The sequence below is a fragment of the Lachnospira sp. genome (genome assembly GCF_016290755.1).
GTDB lineage: Bacteria > Bacillota > Clostridia > Lachnospirales > Lachnospiraceae > Lachnospira > Lachnospira multipara.
Genome location: NZ_JAEEVD010000007.1, coordinates 57144 through 74171 on the forward strand (window position 1 = coordinate 57144; position 17028 = coordinate 74171).

At 37.7% G+C, this 17028-nt stretch carries 11 protein-coding genes and 2 tRNA genes; 3 read left to right on the plus strand and 10 right to left on the minus strand.

Annotation, left to right across the window (positions count from 1 at the left end):
* Positions 1–123: 123 nt before the first annotated feature.
* The 3 genes from QVA17_RS03595 to QVA17_RS03605 all read right to left on the minus strand — a co-directional run bounded on the left by QVA17_RS03595 (position 124) and on the right by QVA17_RS03605 (position 2251).
* Positions 124–849, minus strand: coding sequence for a C39 family peptidase (locus tag QVA17_RS03595; RefSeq protein WP_287386507.1), 726 nt, complete (start codon positions 847–849; stop codon positions 124–126).
* 300 nt (positions 850–1149) lie between these two features.
* Positions 1150–1230, minus strand: a tRNA-Leu gene (locus QVA17_RS03600).
* 142 nt (positions 1231–1372) lie between these two features.
* Positions 1373–2251: a radical SAM protein gene (locus QVA17_RS03605; protein WP_287386509.1), complete on the minus strand. Its 879-nt coding sequence runs from the start codon at positions 2249–2251 to the stop codon at positions 1373–1375.
* A gap of 200 nt (positions 2252–2451) precedes the next feature.
* Between QVA17_RS03605 and QVA17_RS03610 the strand changes: the two genes are divergently transcribed.
* The 3 genes from QVA17_RS03610 to QVA17_RS03620 all read left to right on the plus strand — a co-directional run bounded on the left by QVA17_RS03610 (position 2452) and on the right by QVA17_RS03620 (position 4372).
* A complete protein-coding gene (locus QVA17_RS03610) occupies positions 2452–2976 on the plus strand; it encodes a TetR/AcrR family transcriptional regulator C-terminal domain-containing protein (RefSeq protein WP_287386510.1) in 525 nt (174 codons plus the stop codon).
* Positions 2977–3141: 165 nt separating this feature from the next.
* Positions 3142–3226 (plus strand) — tRNA-Leu (locus tag QVA17_RS03615).
* A 174-nt stretch (positions 3227–3400) separates the two neighbouring features.
* A complete protein-coding gene (locus tag QVA17_RS03620) occupies positions 3401–4372 on the plus strand; it encodes an AEC family transporter (RefSeq protein WP_287386512.1) in 972 nt (323 codons plus the stop codon).
* A gap of 155 nt (positions 4373–4527) precedes the next feature.
* On the opposite strand, the gene QVA17_RS03625 is transcribed toward QVA17_RS03620, so the two are convergent.
* The 7 genes from QVA17_RS03625 to QVA17_RS03655 form a co-directional block, all read right to left on the minus strand.
* Positions 4528–5304: a spermidine synthase gene (locus tag QVA17_RS03625; protein WP_287386513.1), complete on the minus strand. Its 777-nt coding sequence runs from the start codon at positions 5302–5304 to the stop codon at positions 4528–4530.
* 162 nt (positions 5305–5466) lie between these two features.
* A complete protein-coding gene (locus QVA17_RS03630; RefSeq protein ID WP_027432225.1) occupies positions 5467–5703 on the minus strand; it encodes an HPr family phosphocarrier protein in 237 nt (78 codons plus the stop codon).
* 525 nt (positions 5704–6228) lie between these two features.
* Positions 6229–7365: a GGDEF domain-containing protein gene (locus QVA17_RS03635; RefSeq protein ID WP_287386516.1), complete on the minus strand. Its 1137-nt coding sequence runs from the start codon at positions 7363–7365 to the stop codon at positions 6229–6231.
* A gap of 1180 nt (positions 7366–8545) precedes the next feature.
* Positions 8546–10030 (minus strand): glutamate synthase subunit beta, encoded by a 1485-nt coding sequence (locus QVA17_RS03640; protein WP_027432224.1) that lies wholly within the window; start codon positions 10028–10030, stop codon positions 8546–8548.
* 18 nt (positions 10031–10048) lie between these two features.
* The gene (gene gltB / locus QVA17_RS03645) at positions 10049–14587 is read right to left on the minus strand and encodes a glutamate synthase large subunit (RefSeq protein WP_287386517.1); all 4539 of its coding nucleotides are present in this window, start codon (positions 14585–14587) and stop codon (positions 10049–10051) included.
* Positions 14588–15045: 458 nt separating this feature from the next.
* Positions 15046–15960 carry a diacylglycerol/lipid kinase family protein gene (locus QVA17_RS03650; RefSeq protein ID WP_034246522.1) on the minus strand — a complete coding sequence of 305 codons (915 nt, stop codon included), beginning with the start codon at positions 15958–15960 and terminating at the stop codon, positions 15046–15048.
* Positions 15961–15979: 19 nt separating this feature from the next.
* The coding region (locus tag QVA17_RS03655; protein ID WP_287386519.1) for a carbohydrate esterase family 12 protein at positions 15980–17028 on the minus strand (1049 nt) is incomplete at its 5' end.

Sequence of the window (17028 nt, forward strand, 5' to 3'; positions counted from 1 at the left end):
TCATTGCCAACAAAAATATATCTTTAGTAATTATATCACATAAATACATAAATCTCTAGATTAATTACAATTTTTTACGCATTATCCTATTTTAAATAATTAAATATCTTATTTATGAAAATATTACTCTACCACCACTGCATACTGTCCTCTTGTATTATAAGCATATCTTGTAGAATCTACAGAATAGGCCTGAATGCCTTCTTTCATTGGATCTGCAAAATAGCAAACGCCTGCATCTAAGTCATAACCCATTAAAACTAATGTATGAGAACCTACTCTCATATTCTCTAAGGCCCAAAAAACTACGGGTTGTCCATTTTTTACATATGTCAATACATTTTCAAAACTCGTACCTGAAATATCAACAGCTGTGTAATTTAACCCATGAGCAGCAATTGCCTGATTCATTGCTGTTGCAATTGGCGCCGCAGCCACCCAATGTAAATCGCTACCATCGGGCTTATCGTAAGGTGTTCCGCCGCAAAAGCCCTGATTAGGGTCATCTGAATAAGGCAAATATTTATCCACCAATTCAGTCTTTGACATATTAGCACCGTAATAATTTAGCACAATTGTCGCCGAAACCGCCTCGCAGCCTGTAGGAAGCTCAGGATTTTGTAAAATGTTATTCACATCTAAATATACCCTTCTTGTTTCCTGACTTTCACTCTCACTTGTATGCTCTTGTGTCTGTTCCTCAGAAATCTCCTGGCAATCTAGGCTTGTTGCTTCTTCTATTACAATTCCAATTTCATTATCTCTACCCTTAAGCTTCCAATATGCAAAGGCTACTATAACAAGTATCATCGCTGAAATAAGGGCGAATATTCCTAATTTCTTTTTCATAAAAAATTATCCTTCAAAAATAAGTTTCAGTTTATTATAGCATAATTTAGATTTTGGATAAATTAAGAATGAATGCGGAAGACGGGGTGAGGAGGATTAAGAAAAAGGTCCGGTGGACCTTTTTCCCTCCGAACCGACCGACGAAGCCCGTAAGGGCGAGAAGGCGCTCAAGATCCGGGGGACCTTGGCTTAGCGCCGACCGTAGTGAAACGAAGACCCGCTGAACTCTGGGTTCAAGGGACTCCTCGGCCTTACTAAAAAAGGAACCACGGCTTCATGCCGTAGTTCTTTTTTTACTAATGCGGAAGATGGGACTTGAACCCACACGTGTTACCACACAAGAATCTGAATCTTGCTTGTCTGCCATTCCAACACTTCCGCTCACTTAAACTATTTTAAATCAGCAAAAATTTACTGTCAATAATTGAACAGCGTATAAACAATATCAAAACAAAAAAGACATTCCGTTTTAGCCATGCCAAAACAAAATGTCGTTTTTTTCAAATGCAATACATTTTCCTAATTATAAGCTCACCTTATTAGCTCTAATTCTTGCCATAGTATCTAAATTACCATTCTTAATTAAATAGTCTAGACCATCAATGATTTCTTCCTTTCTATTAAGGAAATTAGCACCTGATAAGTTAATTGACGAAGTATGATGTGTAATAAAATTACAATTAATATTCAAATTTTCTACAAATAATTTTAACTCTTCCATCATCTCTTTTTCTGATAAAGGATCAAACTCACCTCTTTTAGCTTCTTCAAGAAGAGGTGTGTCAGGAAAAAGAACTAGTCCACCTGTACCAACACAAATTGGATTACATTGACTAAAAATTTTGGCTGAATTAATTGCGTGTTGCTTACTATGTTCTCTGCCAGCAACACCATTAAAAAAAGTCATCCAATAGGCGATTCCAGCTTCATCAAGCTTATGACATTGTTCTAATATATCCGCCGATGTGTAACCCTTATTAATACGTTCAAGTGTCCAATCATCGCCACTTTCAACACCAAGAGAAATTTCACGAAGTCCAAGTTCCTTTAGCACTTTTAGCTCCTCAACCGACTTATTTCTTATATCTGTCACTCTAGAAACAGTATAGATATATTCCATCTTAGGAAGATAGTGATTTATCATTTCCAAAATATTCTTTAATTTATTAAAAGAAAGTGCAAGAGGATTAGCAGATAAAAGCTGAATTGTTCTTGCATCTGGTGTATCCGCTGCCAACTCTTTTAAATCCTCTTCCACCCAATCAAGGGGAGAAACCCTAAAATCCACGTCTTTATACATGGTACAAAACTTGCAGTTATTATGAGTACAACCCTGAGTAATCTCTAAAAGTGGCCATGTTGGCCAATATGGGCTTCTATAAACAGTTCCTGTAAAATGCATAAAATTTACCTCCTAAATTCAAATTAGATTCATTCTTTACAATCCCATATTAAGCTTTCCTATTGATTATTCACACTGACAAAACTATAATTATGTTATAAAATCTTACGCTTCTATAATTATGTAAGATTTTTTGTATGGAAGCATTTTCGTATTTTGTAAAAAAGCGACACATTTTCATAATAAAGAAAGGGGACACTATGGCTGATAGAACCAAGCTTTGGATTGCAAATGTAATGAAAGAACTGATGACTAAAAAAAGTCTTGATAAAATTCGCGTTTCAGAAATCTGTAAAAAGGCGGAAATAAAGCGACCAACCTTCTACTATCACTTTCAGGATAAGTACGATTGCGTCGCTTGGATTTTTATATATTCGGCCGAAAAAACTGATATTACCAATATTGATTCTGCCACAAAGTCCATGGAGGATATGAAAAAGGATTTTATTTTTTACAAAAGAGCCTTAGAAGATAACTCCCAGAATCCACTTTGGCAGTATATGAAAGAGTATTTTGTAAAAATGTATTCAAAAATCCTTATGGAAAAAAAGGACATAAAACTACTTGATAAGCAGACTGAATTTAGCATCAAACTATACTGTTATGGTTGTGCCGGTATGACTCGAGAGTGGCTGCTTTTCGATAATATCACTCCTGCAAGAACCGTTGTGGAGATGATGTTTCACTCTATGCCAGAGGAACTAAAGTCCCTTACTAATCTTTAACTTGATATATCAATAAATAATCTGTTATAAATCGTTATATCAATAATTGACATCTCGTCTTTATTAGTATTTTGGCCACTTTTTTTCAAAAAATGTGTTGACAATAAATCCTACCGGTGTTAATATATACAAGTCGTTGGCATACAGCAGACAACAAAAACTTAAGCAGACGTGGCGGAATTGGCATACGCGCTAGACTAAGGATCTAGTCCATATTGCTTGGGTGCGGGTTCAAGTCCCGCCGTCTGCACTAGCTAAAGCATCAGGTTTTACCTGATGCTTTTTTGTTTTATAAATTCTTTAAAGCTGGCTTAATTAAGCTATTTCCAATATTTCCCGAAGAAAATAATCTTTACATTTTCAAAAAATTCTTTTATTGTTTTACTAATAGCTTTCAAAAAGCACTATTAGGAGGATTTGATTTATGGACTCTTTTGTATTTAGCTTAAACTCTACTATTCCCATCTTCTTAGTCATGATTATCGGTTATGTCATAAGAAGGCTTGGCATCGTTGATGAGCATTTCGCAACCGTGGCAAATCGCTACGTTTTCAAAGTTTCACTACCTGTTTTATTATTTAGAGATTTATCAACCGCAGATTTTAAGGCAGATTTTGATTTAAAATTCGTTCTCTTTTGCTTTATCGTAACATTTCTTATGTTTTCTCTAACTTGGTTATTCACGGAATTTTTTATGAAGGACGACTCCATGAAAGGGGCTTTTGTGCAGGCTTCTTGCCGTAGTTCTGCCGCAATCCTTGGAATTGCCTTCATTGAAAATATATACGCAGACGCGGGCATGGCACCTTTAATGATTGTTGCTGCTGTCCCACTTTTTAACATTTTCGCAGTAATAATCCTTACCTTTAAGGCTCATCCAGAACTTCACGGGAAGCCAGCAAACACTGACCTTTCAAAGAAGGATACTATAAAGAAGGCCGCAATTAATATTGCTAAAAATCCTATTATTATCGGCATTTTACTAGGTCTTGCCTCTTCTCTTGCAGGTTTTACATATCCTGCAATCATTAATAAGACTATTGCAAATATAGCTCAAACCGCTACTCCTATTGCTCTAATCTGCATTGGCGCAAGTTTTGAGGGCAGCAAGGCCATAAAGAAAATCAAGCCTACAGTAATCGCAAGCTTTATAAAACTTATTCTACTTGCGGCTATTTTCGTGCCTATTGCCATCTTTATGGGCTTTAGAAACCAGGAACTTATTGCAATCCTTATTATGCTTGCCTCTCCTACAACTGTTACCTGCTTTGTTATGGCTAAAGCTATGGATAACGATGAAGTCTTATCCTCAAGTATTGTAGTGTTAACCACGCTTTTATCAAGTGTAACCCTCACTGCTTGGATATTTATTCTACGTTCCTTTGCTTTAATTTAGCATTCTAGTTTTTTCGCACTTTTTAGTTGACAATAACTTTCTATACGATTAGTATAAAGAAAGGGCAATAACGCCCATAAACACTTAAGTTTTAATAATTATACGAGGGGATGGAAGTATTCATTTGAGTACTTCCATTTTCATTTATACTGTTATTATTCAATCACATCTAATTTAGGGATTTCCAAATCTGTTCCAATCAAGATACAATTTTGCTTTTCAAGACTTGATAGGTCGGGCCTTACAGGGTAGACATATACATTTTTAAAATTCGCCCCAAAAACCTCCCTAGCTTTTTTAAGATCATTGGCAAAAAAGCCCGTTAAGGCCGTGATAATATTTACCATATAGATGCCGCCAGCGTTTAGGTGACGCTTAATCTGTGCCACGCCTCTATAAGACATAAGGCCTGAATCAAGGCTTGCGCCAATATAAGCGTCGTTGATGATTAAATCGTAGTTTTTCTCGCATGCCGCCAAAAATTGCATTCCATCCTGAATGTGGATGCCTAGACGACCGTTATCTGCTCCATTTGCGGCCTTTGCATACATTTTTATATAATCCTCTAAATAGAAGTATTTCTTGGCTATTTCAAGCATTTCCGGGTTTATCTCCACCACATCAAGCCTAGCCTCTGGGTAGTGGCTTAGATAATATTTGGGATATGAAAATGCAGCGCCACCGATAAGCAAACTATCCTTAATCTGACTATTTATCATAAAGGCGTTGGCAAATTGCTTGGTGTAGGCAAAGCAAAGCTCGTCTCTTTTTTCTGGTGCCTTAAACATGGCAGATTCCTTCTGATAATTCACCAGCAAATATCTAACTTCCTCGCCATTATCGTCAAGCTGGTCCCTAACCATGATTTTCCCATAGCCTCTAGACTTTGTGGCATATAAATTCTTCTCTTTTGCCTCGTCGTAATTCTTCATATCCATTCTCCTAGATTATGCTCTTTTATGAAAATGTATCTATTATCTTCATAAAAAAATTATAGCATAAGGAATCGTTACAGGTCGAATGCTTTTAAGTTGAATGCTTTTAGAGCATAAAAAAACACCAAGATTTCTCTTGGTGTTATTTATCATAAAGAATTAGTATTCCATGAATTCGTTAATGTCTCTTAAAACATCTTCCATTTCATTATTACCATCATTAATTGTAAGCTGAAGTGGCTTGCTAATATCTAGGCTAAATAAACCTACTAATGACTTACCATCCACGCAGCTGTAACCTGACTCCACGTCAAAACCACAACCATATTTACTAATTGCACTTACAAATCTCTGGACTTTCTCCACTGAGTCCAAAAGTATAGATACTGTTAACATATCCCTACCTCCCCATTTTTAATTCTAATCCTCTCAAGGCAAAATATTCTAGATATTCTGCGCATTTACCGGCTCTTTTCTTAAGCCTTAACAAATATACTATATAAAAACTCAAATTGCAACTTTTGTGGGGGGATTTTATTGTTTTAAAAATTAAATCTTATTGTGGATTTTTGTTGATTAATTATATAATATTGCGATTTCTTTGTGCATTTTATACAAGTAATTGTCTGTAAATTCACAAAATGTCCTTTTTTTACAAAAACCAAGCGTTGATAATTTAAGTTTTTGGAAACACTTTTAGGTACCTTAGTACTATTATAGTATTACTAAAGTATTTAGGGGTATAAAATTACATTCTAAAAAATCCCTCTAAATTCCTTTTTTTGAGATTTTTTCACCAATAAAAATGGACCTAAAAGCTAATTTATTGCCTTAGGTCCATTAATTTTCTTTGTTAGTATCCCGCTGATATTCCTATTAGTATCTTACATTGATATAACTTGTGCTATTCCTATTAGTATCTTACATTGATATAACTTGCGCTATTCCGTTTTTAATCCTCCCGTAGAGGTTCCCCTCGTAAACTATGCAGTTTCTTCCGTTATTCTTGGCTGCGTAGAGGGCTTTGTCTGCATTTTCATAAAGCTTATCAAAATCCTTACCATAGCCAGGAACAAAAGTAGCCGCACCAATACTTACGGTAACATAATTAGAAATTGCCTTATAGGCATGTGGAATCTTTGCAGCTTCTAGGTTTCGTCTAATCTTTAGGGCTAGCTGAACGATGTTGTTCTCATCTGTGTCCTGCACGAAAATAATGAACTCCTCGCCGCCAGTTCTTGTTACAACATCAGTACTTCTCTGGGCTGACTCTCTTAAAACCCTTGCAACTTGCTTAAGACACTCGTCACCTTGTGGGTGTCCATAAGCATCGTTATATTTTTTAAAATAATCAATATCTAAAGCCAAGATACCAACCGACACCTTATTTCTCTCGCAATATGGCCAAATGGCGTTGGCACGGCTCTCTAGGCCACGTCTATTAAACAAGCCTGTAAGTGGATCGTGTTCTGAATAATCCGTCTTTTTTCGCAAAGAATTATTCATCTTCTCATGTCGCAAGTTAATGTTATGCTGATATCTTGAGACAAACATAGTCAAAATCTGAATTAGACACACATCTATAACGGATCTCACATCCATTCTGAAAACGAGAACCATAGTCACCATTATCACGGACATGGCGATAATGATTATTAGTCGATCTTTTTCATTAACTATTGGAACAAATATAAAGTACGCACAAGCGATGATGTATAAAATCTCGGAATCAAAGACTTTCATGTCACTTCCAGATGCCAGCATTAGCATGATGACAGTGATTACATAATAGGACATGTAAAGAATCTTAAAAGTCTCAAATTCGTCGTTTCGCACTTGAATATAAAGTACAACGCAATAGCTAATCTGGATTATTTCCAAAATCACTGCGCCTATCATAAAGGCTATCTTAAGGCCGTTGTCGCTCCAACTTGTGAGTCCGTAGGCTAGCATTAAAAATGGCAAAATCACTGCCAAGACAAAGGATGACTTAATTGCCCTTTTCATGTTTGTTAATTCGATATTCTTTTTTGAACTGCTGTTTTTTCTATCCCTCATATTACAAATCCCCCAGTTTCGCGCGAACAACTTAATATATTATTACTATACTATATTATGAGGAAATTCACAAGCGCTATACAAGATATTGCGTCGGATATGGTGGGGAAGCCCTTTGGGGGGAGGGGACGCAAACGGACATTGCATCTCGAGCACTAAGTTTGGGAGTGACACGCTCCCGCTATCTAACCTTGGCAAAGGATACTAAGAAAGTTGGCTATATCCTTTGGATATGCCAACTTTCAAGTACCTGCCAGGTTAGCATGTCCTCCCAAACTTGTGCTCGAGATTTCATTGTGCCCCACCCCCGAAGGGCTTCGACACATATCCGGGAGTGTGTAGTGGGGAGATGTAGAACGGGTGTGATGGTGTGAAACGGACGTGATGGTGTGAAACGGTCGCCATGCGCTTCGCTGTGGCTAGGAGTGTGAGGGGATGAAGTGTGTGATGGCGCAAGACGGTCGCCATACGCTTCGCTGTGGCTAGATGTGTGCTGAGTGAGGGTTTTGATGGGTGCTTTAATAGGGGTTTTGATGCATAAATTAGGGTTTTGTGGCTAAGGGTAAGAATTACACTCATTATAGGCACAGCTTGATTTCTTGGGATCACCGCTTTTAATTGGCTGTTGTGCCTGTAATCTTTTGATATCGGAAATTTAGCCATAAGCTTCTTGGTTACGCCCCAGAAATTTTATTCTAACTTTTAAATCTTTGTGCCTTTTTTACTTCTTCTTTAAGATTTGAGCACAAGAAATTATTAGGAGCTTTCTAAACTTAAGGATTTTGTTGACCTTTGAGGGTTAATTAAGCAAGTTAGGTCAATTTCCGGAAATCTAAGACCGAATTTCAGCTTTCATTTTCCGGAAAATTTAGAAAAAAAGTGGCTAAATCCCGCTAATTTAGAGATTTAGCCACTTTTTTCTTATTATATTTCTTGGTGTGTGCCTTTCTTGCTTTAATCGCGGGTTTTCAGGCACACACGACCGCAACAGCGCTTCGGGACGCTATAAGCTTCCTTGCGCACCCCTCTTACTTAATCGCGGGTTTTCAGGCACCCTCGACCGCAACAGCGCTTCAGGACGCTATAAGCTTCCTTGCGCCCCCTCTTACTTTAATCGCGGGTTTTCAGGCACCCACGACCGCAACAGCGCTTCGGAACACAATAAACTTTCTAGCGCGCTCTATAAATTTGTATACCCCATCAAGTAAGTATCCACTTCTCTAGCGCAGTCTCTACCCTGCTTAATAGCCTTTACTACTAGGGACTGGCCTGTGTGCATGTCGCCGGCTGTAAAGACACCCTTTACGTTTGTTGCAAAGCCATCAAGACTTGTCTTTACGTTTGTACGCTCGTTTACTTCTACACCAAAGGCATCAACTACATACTTCTGGCTGCCAAGGAAACCTGCTGCAATGAGGACTAACTCGCAAGGGAGTTCTTTCTGAGTTCCTTCTACTGGAACCATCATCTTTCTGCCAGTCTTCTTATCAAGCTTGCTTTCAAGCTCTACTGTTACTACTGACTTTAAGTTGCCCTTTGCATCCTTTTTAAATTCCTGAACTGTAGTTGTATAGATTCTTGGATCATGACCAAATTTTGCAATTGCCTCTTCCTGACCGTAATCAGTCTTAGAGATGAGAGGCCACTGTGGCCATGGGTTTGTCTCAGTTCTTTCATCCGGTGCCTTTGGCATCATTTCAAGCTGAGTTACTGACTTGCAGCCATGTCTAATACATGTACCAACACAGTCATTACCTGTGTCACCACCACCGATAACAATTACATTTTTATTCTTAGCTGAAATAAACTTGCCATCTGTAAGGTTAGAATCAAGTAGGCTCTTTGTTGTTGCTGTAAGGAAATCTACTGCAAAGTAAATGCCCTTAGCATCACGACCTGTTGCTTTGATATCTCTTGGATTTGAAGCGCCACAGCAAAGTACTACCGCATCGTAATCCTTAAGGATATCCTTAGCCTTAAGGTCGTTACCAATATCAACACCTGTCTTAAATTCCACGCCTTCAGCTTCCATGACATCAATTTTTCTATCAATGATGTGCTTTTCAAGCTTCATATTTGGAATACCATATCTTAAAAGTCCACCAACTCTATCTGCTCTTTCAAATACAGTTACATTGTGACCTCTGAAGTTTAACTGATCTGCTACTGCAAGACCACTAGGACCTGAACCAATGACTGCGATTTTCTTATCTGTTCTAGTCTTTGGTGGCTTAGGGTCTGCATAGCCGTGAGCATAGGCATATTCAATGATAGCCATTTCATTTTCTTTAGTAGAAACTGGCTCCCCGTCTAGGTTACAAGTACAGGCTTTCTCGCAAAGGGCTGGACAAACACGACATGTAAATTCTGGGAAGTTACTTGTCTTTTTAAGTCTGTTGTAAGCCTGCTTGTAGTTTCCTGTATATAATAGGTCGTTCCATTCAGGGATGAGGTTGTTTAGAGGACAACCACTTGTCATCCCCTTAAGAGTTACACCTGCCTGGCAAAATGGTACGCCACAATCCATACAACGTGCTGCCTGTCTTCTCTGAGCCATTTCATCTAGAGGTGTATGGAATTCATTAAAGTTCTTAATTCTTTCTAAAGGAGCAATAGCTTTGGCTCCTACTCGGTTATATTCTAAAAATCCTGTTGCTTTACCCATTACTATATCCTCCTATACTTACTTAGTTGCTGCATAAAATGCTTCAATCTGTGCCTGCTTTGAATTCATACCCTTTTCTTCCATCTGAACTATCATATTTAACATTTTCTTGTAGTCATGTGGCATGATTTTCTTAAATCTAGGAAGATACTCTTCGAAGTTTTCTAAGATTAACTTAGCCTTCTTTGAGTTTGTGTTTTTAGCATGCTCTTCAATTAATGTGTGAAGGTCTAATACATCGTACTTATTAGTTACAGCTTCAAGAGAAACTAATGACTTATTTACTCTCTTGTAAAGGGATGTGTCCTCATCTAAAACGTAGGCAACACCACCGCTCATACCAGCTGCAAAGTTCTTACCTGTCATACCAAGAACTACGACGATACCGCCTGTCATGTATTCACAACCGTGATCACCAACACCTTCTACAACTGCTGTAGCACCTGAGTTTCTTACTGCAAATCTTTCGCCGGCTACACCATTTATATATGCTCTACCACTTGTTGCGCCGTAAAGTGCTACGTTACCAATGATGATATTTTCATCTTCCTTATAAGTAGCCTTCTTAGGTGGGTAAACTACTAACTTACCACCTGATAAGCCCTTACCAAAGTAATCGTTACTATCACCTTCAAGCTCGATTGTTAAGCCCTTAGGGATAAAGGCACCAAAGGACTGACCGCCAGCACCATTACACTTTAACTTATATGTATCATCCTCTAACTTATCGCTAAATCTTCTTGTGATTTCAGCACCAAGTAAAGTACCAAGAGATCTATCTGTATTTGTAACATTTGTCTCAAAGCTATAAGACTCTTCTTCATCAAAGGCCTTAGTAAATTTCTTAAGAAGTACTTTTTCATCAATTGTCTTTTCAAGCTGGAAGTCAAATACCTTCTTAGAATCATACTTAATCTGAGAAGCTTCCTTGATGTATGGATTATCAAGAATCTGCTTTAGAGATACCTTTGACCATCTACCTGAATTTGTAACTTCCTTGCTTGTAAGTAAATCAGTTCTACCAACTAATTCATCCACTGTCTTGATTCCAAGCTTAGCCATGATTTCACGTAATTCCTGAGCAATAAATTTCATGAAGTTTACAACGTATTCTGGCTTACCCTTAAATCTCTTACGAAGCTCTGGATTTTGTGTTGCAACACCCACAGGGCAAGTATCAAGGTTACATACTCTCATCATTACACAACCCATTGTTACAAGTGGAGCTGTGGCAAAGCCGAATTCTTCAGCACCAAGCATAGCTGCAATAGCTACGTCACGACCACTCATAAGCTTACCATCAGTTTCAACTACAACCTTATTTCTAAGACCGTTCATAATTAATGTCTGATGTGCTTCTGCAAGACCAAGTTCCCAAGGAAGACCTGCATTGTGGATAGATGACTTTGGAGCTGCACCTGTACCACCGTCGTAACCTGAAATAAGGATTACGCCAGCACCAGCCTTTGCAACACCTGAAGCGATTGTACCAACACCGGCTTCAGATACTAACTTAACGGAAATTCTCGCATTTTTATTAGCATTCTTTAAATCGTAGATTAACTGAGCTAAATCTTCGATTGAGTAAATATCATGATGTGGTGGAGGTGAAATAAGGGCAACACCTGGAGTTGAAAGACGAGTCTTAGCAATCCATGGATAAACCTTCTTTCCTGGAAGATGTCCACCTTCACCTGGCTTAGCGCCCTGTGCCATCTTAATCTGAATTTCCTTAGCAGAAACAAGATACTTAGATGTAACACCAAATCTACCTGAAGCTACCTGCTTGATGGCTGAGCATCTGCTTCTTCCATCTGCATCTGGTGTAAGTCTATCCTCATCTTCACCACCTTCACCAGAGTTAGATTTTCCATGAAGCATGTTCATAGCAATAGCCATTGTTTCGTGAGCTTCCTTAGAAATTGAACCATAAGACATAGCACCTGTCTTAAATCTTCTAACGATAGAATCTACTGATTCAACCTCATCTATATCAATGCCTGTCTTAGGGAACTTAATGTCCATAAGACCTCTTAAATTCTTAACACCTGTCTCTTTATTAATTAAACTTGTGTATTCCTTAAATGTTTCGTAGTCGCCATTTCTAGTAGCAAGCTGGAGCAAATGTATTGTCTGTGGATTGTATAAATGCTCCTCCTGGTTACTTCTAGACTTATGAGCACCAACTGAATCAAGAGTTGTATCAACATTTAATTCAAGCTGATCAAAAGCCTTTGAGTGAAGAACTTCAACATCTTCCTCAATATCCTTTAAAGAAATACCTTCAACTCTTGATACACAACCTGAGAAATACTTATTAATTACATCTGAATTAATACCGATTGCCTCAAAAATCTTAGCACCCTGATATGACTGGATTGTAGAAATACCCATCTTAGCTGCGATTTTTACAATACCGTTAATAATTGCCTTATTGTAGTCATCGACCGCTGCGTTATAGTCCTTATCAAGCATGTTGTAATCAATTAATTCCTGAATTGACTCAAGGGCAAGATATGGGCAAATTGCTGAAGCACCAAAACCAAGTAATGTTGCAAAATGGTGTACATCTCTTGGCTCACCTGACTCTAAGATAACTGCCATACTAGTTCTCTTCTTAGTCTGTACAAGATGCTGCTGTACTGCTGATACTGCAAGTAATGAAGGAATAGCGACATGATTTTCATCCACACCTCTATCTGAAAGGATAAGGATATTAGCACCCTCCTTATAAGCTCTATCACATTCAATAAATAAGTGATTAATAGCCTTTTCAAGAGAAGTGTTCTTATAGTAAGTAATAGGCACTGTCTCTACCTTAAAGCCTTCTACCTTCATTGACTTAATCTTAAGTAAGTCAGAGTTTGTAAGAATAGGATTGTTGATTCTAAGCTGCTTACAGTTCTTAGCCTCTGCCTGTAAAAGATTACCATCTGTACCAAGGTAAACTGTTGTTGATGTTACAACTTCCTCACGAATTGAATCGATAGGTGGATTTGTAACCTGAGCAAATAACTGCTTAAAATAGTTAAATAATGGCTGATGATGATTTGAGAGTACTGCAAGTGGAGTATCAATACCCATAGCTCCAGTTGCTTCACCGCCATTAAGTGCCATTGGTAAAATTGAAGTCTTAAAGTCTTCGTATGTATAACCAAAGGCCTTTTGAAGTCTTGCTCTTTCTTCCTTAGTATGCATAGGTGTCTTCTTGTTAGGAATCTTTAAGTCTGCAAGCCAAACAAGCTCAGAATCAACCCATTCGCCATAAGGCTTTTCTGATGCAAAATGTTCCTTTAACTCATCATCAGAAATAACCTTGCCCTTTGTTGTATCCACAAGGAGCATCTTACCTGGACGAAGTCTATCCTTCTTTGCAATTCTTGACTCATCAATTTCAAGTACACCAACTTCTGATGAAAGAATGATGTAACCATCATTTGTTACATAGTATCTTGAAGGTCTAAGTCCATTTCTATCAAGGATAGCGCCCATTACATCACCATCTGAGAAGAGGATTGATGCAGGACCATCCCAAGGTTCCATCATTGTTGCATAGTACTGATAGAAATCCTTCTTATTCTGGCTCATAGACTTATTCTTAGCCCATGGCTCAGGAATTGTAATCATAACTGCAAGTGGAAGTGGCATTCCATTCATAACAAGGAATTCAAGAGTGTTATCAAGCATAGCTGAATCTGAACCATTTACATTGACAACTGGTGTAATCTTTGACATTTCCTCTTCTAAGTATGGAGAAACCATTGTCTCTTCTCTTGCAAGCATTCTATCTGCATTACCCTTAATAGTATTAATTTCACCGTTGTGAACAATAAATCTATTAGGATGAGCTCTTTCCCAACTTGGATTTGTGTTAGTAGAGAAACGTGAATGTACAAGGGCGATAGCTGATTCGTAAGCTTCATCCTGTAAATCGAGATAGAATTTTCTTAACTGACCAACTAAAAACATACCTTTGTAAATTACTGTTCTACTAGAAAGTGAACATACATAAGTATCCTCTGCTGTCTGCTCAAATACACGTCTTGCTACATAAAGTCTTCTATCAAAGTCGATACCCTGATTTACCTTCTTAGGTCTTTTAACGAAAGCCTGCTCAATAAATGGCATGCAGTCGATTGCCTTCTTACCAAGAACTGATGGTGTTGTTGGAACTTCTCTCCAACCAAGGAATTCCATGCCTTCCTTCTCAACAATAATCTCAAACATCTTCTTGGCTCTATTTCTTGCAAATTCATCTCTAGGGAAGAAGAACATACCAATTCCGTAGTCTCTTTCTTTTCCAATAGAAATTCCTGTGTTCTTTGTAACCTTTTCGAAAAATTTATGAGAAATCTGAAGAAGGATTCCCACACCGTCTCCTGTTTCTCCCTTAGCATCCTTACCTGCTCTGTGTTCCAAATTTTCCACAATACTTAACGCATCAGATACTGTCTTGTGTGTCTTCACACCATTGATGTTAACTACGGCACCAATACCACAGTTATCATGTTCAAAGTCTGACCTATATAGTCCTGGTTTTCTCATTTCTTTTTCCATAAGCTAATCCCTTTCCTAAAGATAAATTGCAAGTCAAATCTATTAGTAACTTCCTCATAACTAAAACAGCCAATCGCCATAACTGGCATATTTACTTGCTTGTGAGAAATCTTAAAACTTTTTGGAAAACTTGTAAAATTAAATTGTCAGACAATTCATTCCCGATAAATACACATTTTCAAAAGGATTAGTCTGGTTAGTTGCAACGAATTGTGTCTAAATTGTGTGAAATTTCATAAAAAAATAGCCCCAAAAGCACTTTAAATTATTAAAAAGTGGCTTTTTAGGGCTATCTTTAAATTTTTTCAAAATAATATTAAGATACAATTCCAACAATTTACTTTTGTAGGAGTTTTTCGCTTTAAATTATTAACTTAGTTTTCAAAATGTCCGCTTAATAAAATTAAGTGTAAGGTGTTTTTGCCTAATTTACTTAATTTTATAAAGCATATACTATTTTAAATTAAGAAGTCTACGGCAGCTTCCATAACCTTATAGGTAACTTCTTTTCTTGCACCGCCATATTCCCCATCAAAGGTCCAATCTACGTCCACATCAGATTTAAAGCTAATATGGCTAGTCTTTAGATTGTGCACCATCTTACACTTGTCATAATCCTGTGTAATATAGGCGCCAAGTAGTTCTTGTGCATCTAGTGGTGTCTTAATTTCCTTTACAAGTAGAACCTCAAAAATTCCATCCTGTAAATCCACTGTGTTACCAATAATGCCCTTCATGCCACCTACTGACTGAGTATTACTTACCATGCCGTATAGGAAATTGCCTTCTATATTAAATTCATTTCCATTCTCATCAATACCTGAAACCTGCATGTATTGTGGCTTTAAATTAAGCAATTCCTTTGCGCCAGAAAAGACGTAGGCCTGATGACCTAACACGTTTTTTAACTCCTGTGGAGTATTATAGCTTACCTGTGTAAATGCGCCAAAGGCCGCAACATAGTTAAAGGACCTCTCATACTCTCCATCTGTGTAAACTAGTCCAATATCTACAGGGTAAATATTACCATTAGCAATAGCAGTAGCTGCCTGCACCATGTTCTTATCAATATTTAGACTTGCAGCAAAATCATTAGTACTTCCACTTGGTATATATCCAATTTGAGGCTTATTCTCTAAACGCAAAATCGCCCCTACTACTTCATTTAAAGTACCATCGCCACCGCTACACACAATGACATCATAATTTTCACCAACTTCTAATACCTTCTCATATCCATCATTGGCCTTCTTTGTAGGGTAAACAGTTATCTCGTAGTCTGCCTCTGATAGAATCTGAATTATCTGCATTAGGCTGTTCTTAATAAGTCCTTTTCCTGAATTAGGGTTAAATACCAATAATAACTTCTTCATAGTATCCTCCTCTGTTTCTCTACATTTCTAAGCTTATATTTGAAAATGTAACATCAGCGTTTCTACTTACAAATAATCCAAGATATACATGCTCAGGATCAACTGTTGTAAGCTTAAAGTCAAAGCCGCCAGTTATAACATCTCCATCATCAAAACTTGCGCCATATCCATCTTCTGTTGCAAAAAGGCAAGCCTTTACTGTCATTCCTTTCTTAATTTCTCTTCTAAGCTTTGAGCCAAGAACCTGCTCGCTACTTCTTCTTGCAAAGCAATTTGTAGCATTTTCCTTCTTAGTAAGGAAGAGTGGAGCTGCTGCCACATAATCTCCTAATACGTCAGCTGCGTCCATATCAACATAGACATCATCTCTTACCATAAGTCCAAAGGAAACCTGGTCATTACTAAAATAGTCATTAACTGTTATATCTGCTGTTAGCTTAAATTTAGTTGCTGCTGGAATCTGCTTAAAGGCAAATAAGATACCATCTGTTACAATACTAATCTTACCTCTGTTCTCTCTTACTGCCATTCTAATAGCAGGCTTTCCATCCTTTTCTTCAAGCTCACAACTAAAGTCCTTATTATCTGCAGGAGCTAAAATATCACCAAAAGCCGATACCTTAAAGCCTTCTACATCCTTAAAGAGCTTACTTGCCTCTAAGTTAGAATTAAATTCTACTGGCTTATAATCTTTATTAGACTCAAGGTAGTTTTCCTTAGCAGGGTATGGCATATAATTAGCTAGGTCTATTACATTTTCAGAAAGACCAGCAATTCCAAGCTCCTTAATAGCCTTCATAACAAAAAATGCATTGACGTAGGCGCCCCATACATTAGTGTGAGTGTTATCTACGCTTACTATGTTATTACAAGACCAAGCGTGAAGATAAGCAGTTTCCTCAACTCCAAGCTCCTCATAAAACTTTCTTGTAATCTCTGTCATATCAACTAAGGCAACATGTGTATCTGCTGCTAGCTTTCTTACTGCCTCTGGATAGTCGCCACCCTTAAAATCACCGTTATCCTCAGTGATGTGAAGCTGAACATTGCTCCAATTATCCTCAGTCT

What these genes read in the sequence shown, in the direction of transcription:
- QVA17_RS03595 (WP_287386507.1), bottom strand. Translation starts at nt 849, where the DNA reads ATGAAAAAGAAATTAGGAATATTCGCCCTTATTTCAGCGATGATACTT.
- QVA17_RS03605 (WP_287386509.1), bottom strand. Translation starts at nt 2,251, where the DNA reads ATGCATTTTACAGGAACTGTTTATAGAAGCCCATATTGGCCAACATGG.
- QVA17_RS03610 (WP_287386510.1), top strand. Translation starts at nt 2,452, where the DNA reads ATGGCTGATAGAACCAAGCTTTGGATTGCAAATGTAATGAAAGAACTG.
- QVA17_RS03620 (WP_287386512.1), top strand. Translation starts at nt 3,401, where the DNA reads ATGGACTCTTTTGTATTTAGCTTAAACTCTACTATTCCCATCTTCTTA.
- QVA17_RS03625 (WP_287386513.1), bottom strand. Translation starts at nt 5,304, where the DNA reads ATGAAGAATTACGACGAGGCAAAAGAGAAGAATTTATATGCCACAAAG.
- QVA17_RS03630 (WP_027432225.1), bottom strand. Translation starts at nt 5,703, where the DNA reads ATGTTAACAGTATCTATACTTTTGGACTCAGTGGAGAAAGTCCAGAGA.
- QVA17_RS03635 (WP_287386516.1), bottom strand. Translation starts at nt 7,365, where the DNA reads ATGAGGGATAGAAAAAACAGCAGTTCAAAAAAGAATATCGAATTAACA.
- QVA17_RS03640 (WP_027432224.1), bottom strand. Translation starts at nt 10,030, where the DNA reads ATGGGTAAAGCAACAGGATTTTTAGAATATAACCGAGTAGGAGCCAAA.
- gltB (WP_287386517.1), bottom strand. Translation starts at nt 14,587, where the DNA reads ATGGAAAAAGAAATGAGAAAACCAGGACTATATAGGTCAGACTTTGAA.
- QVA17_RS03650 (WP_034246522.1), bottom strand. Translation starts at nt 15,960, where the DNA reads ATGAAGAAGTTATTATTGGTATTTAACCCTAATTCAGGAAAAGGACTT.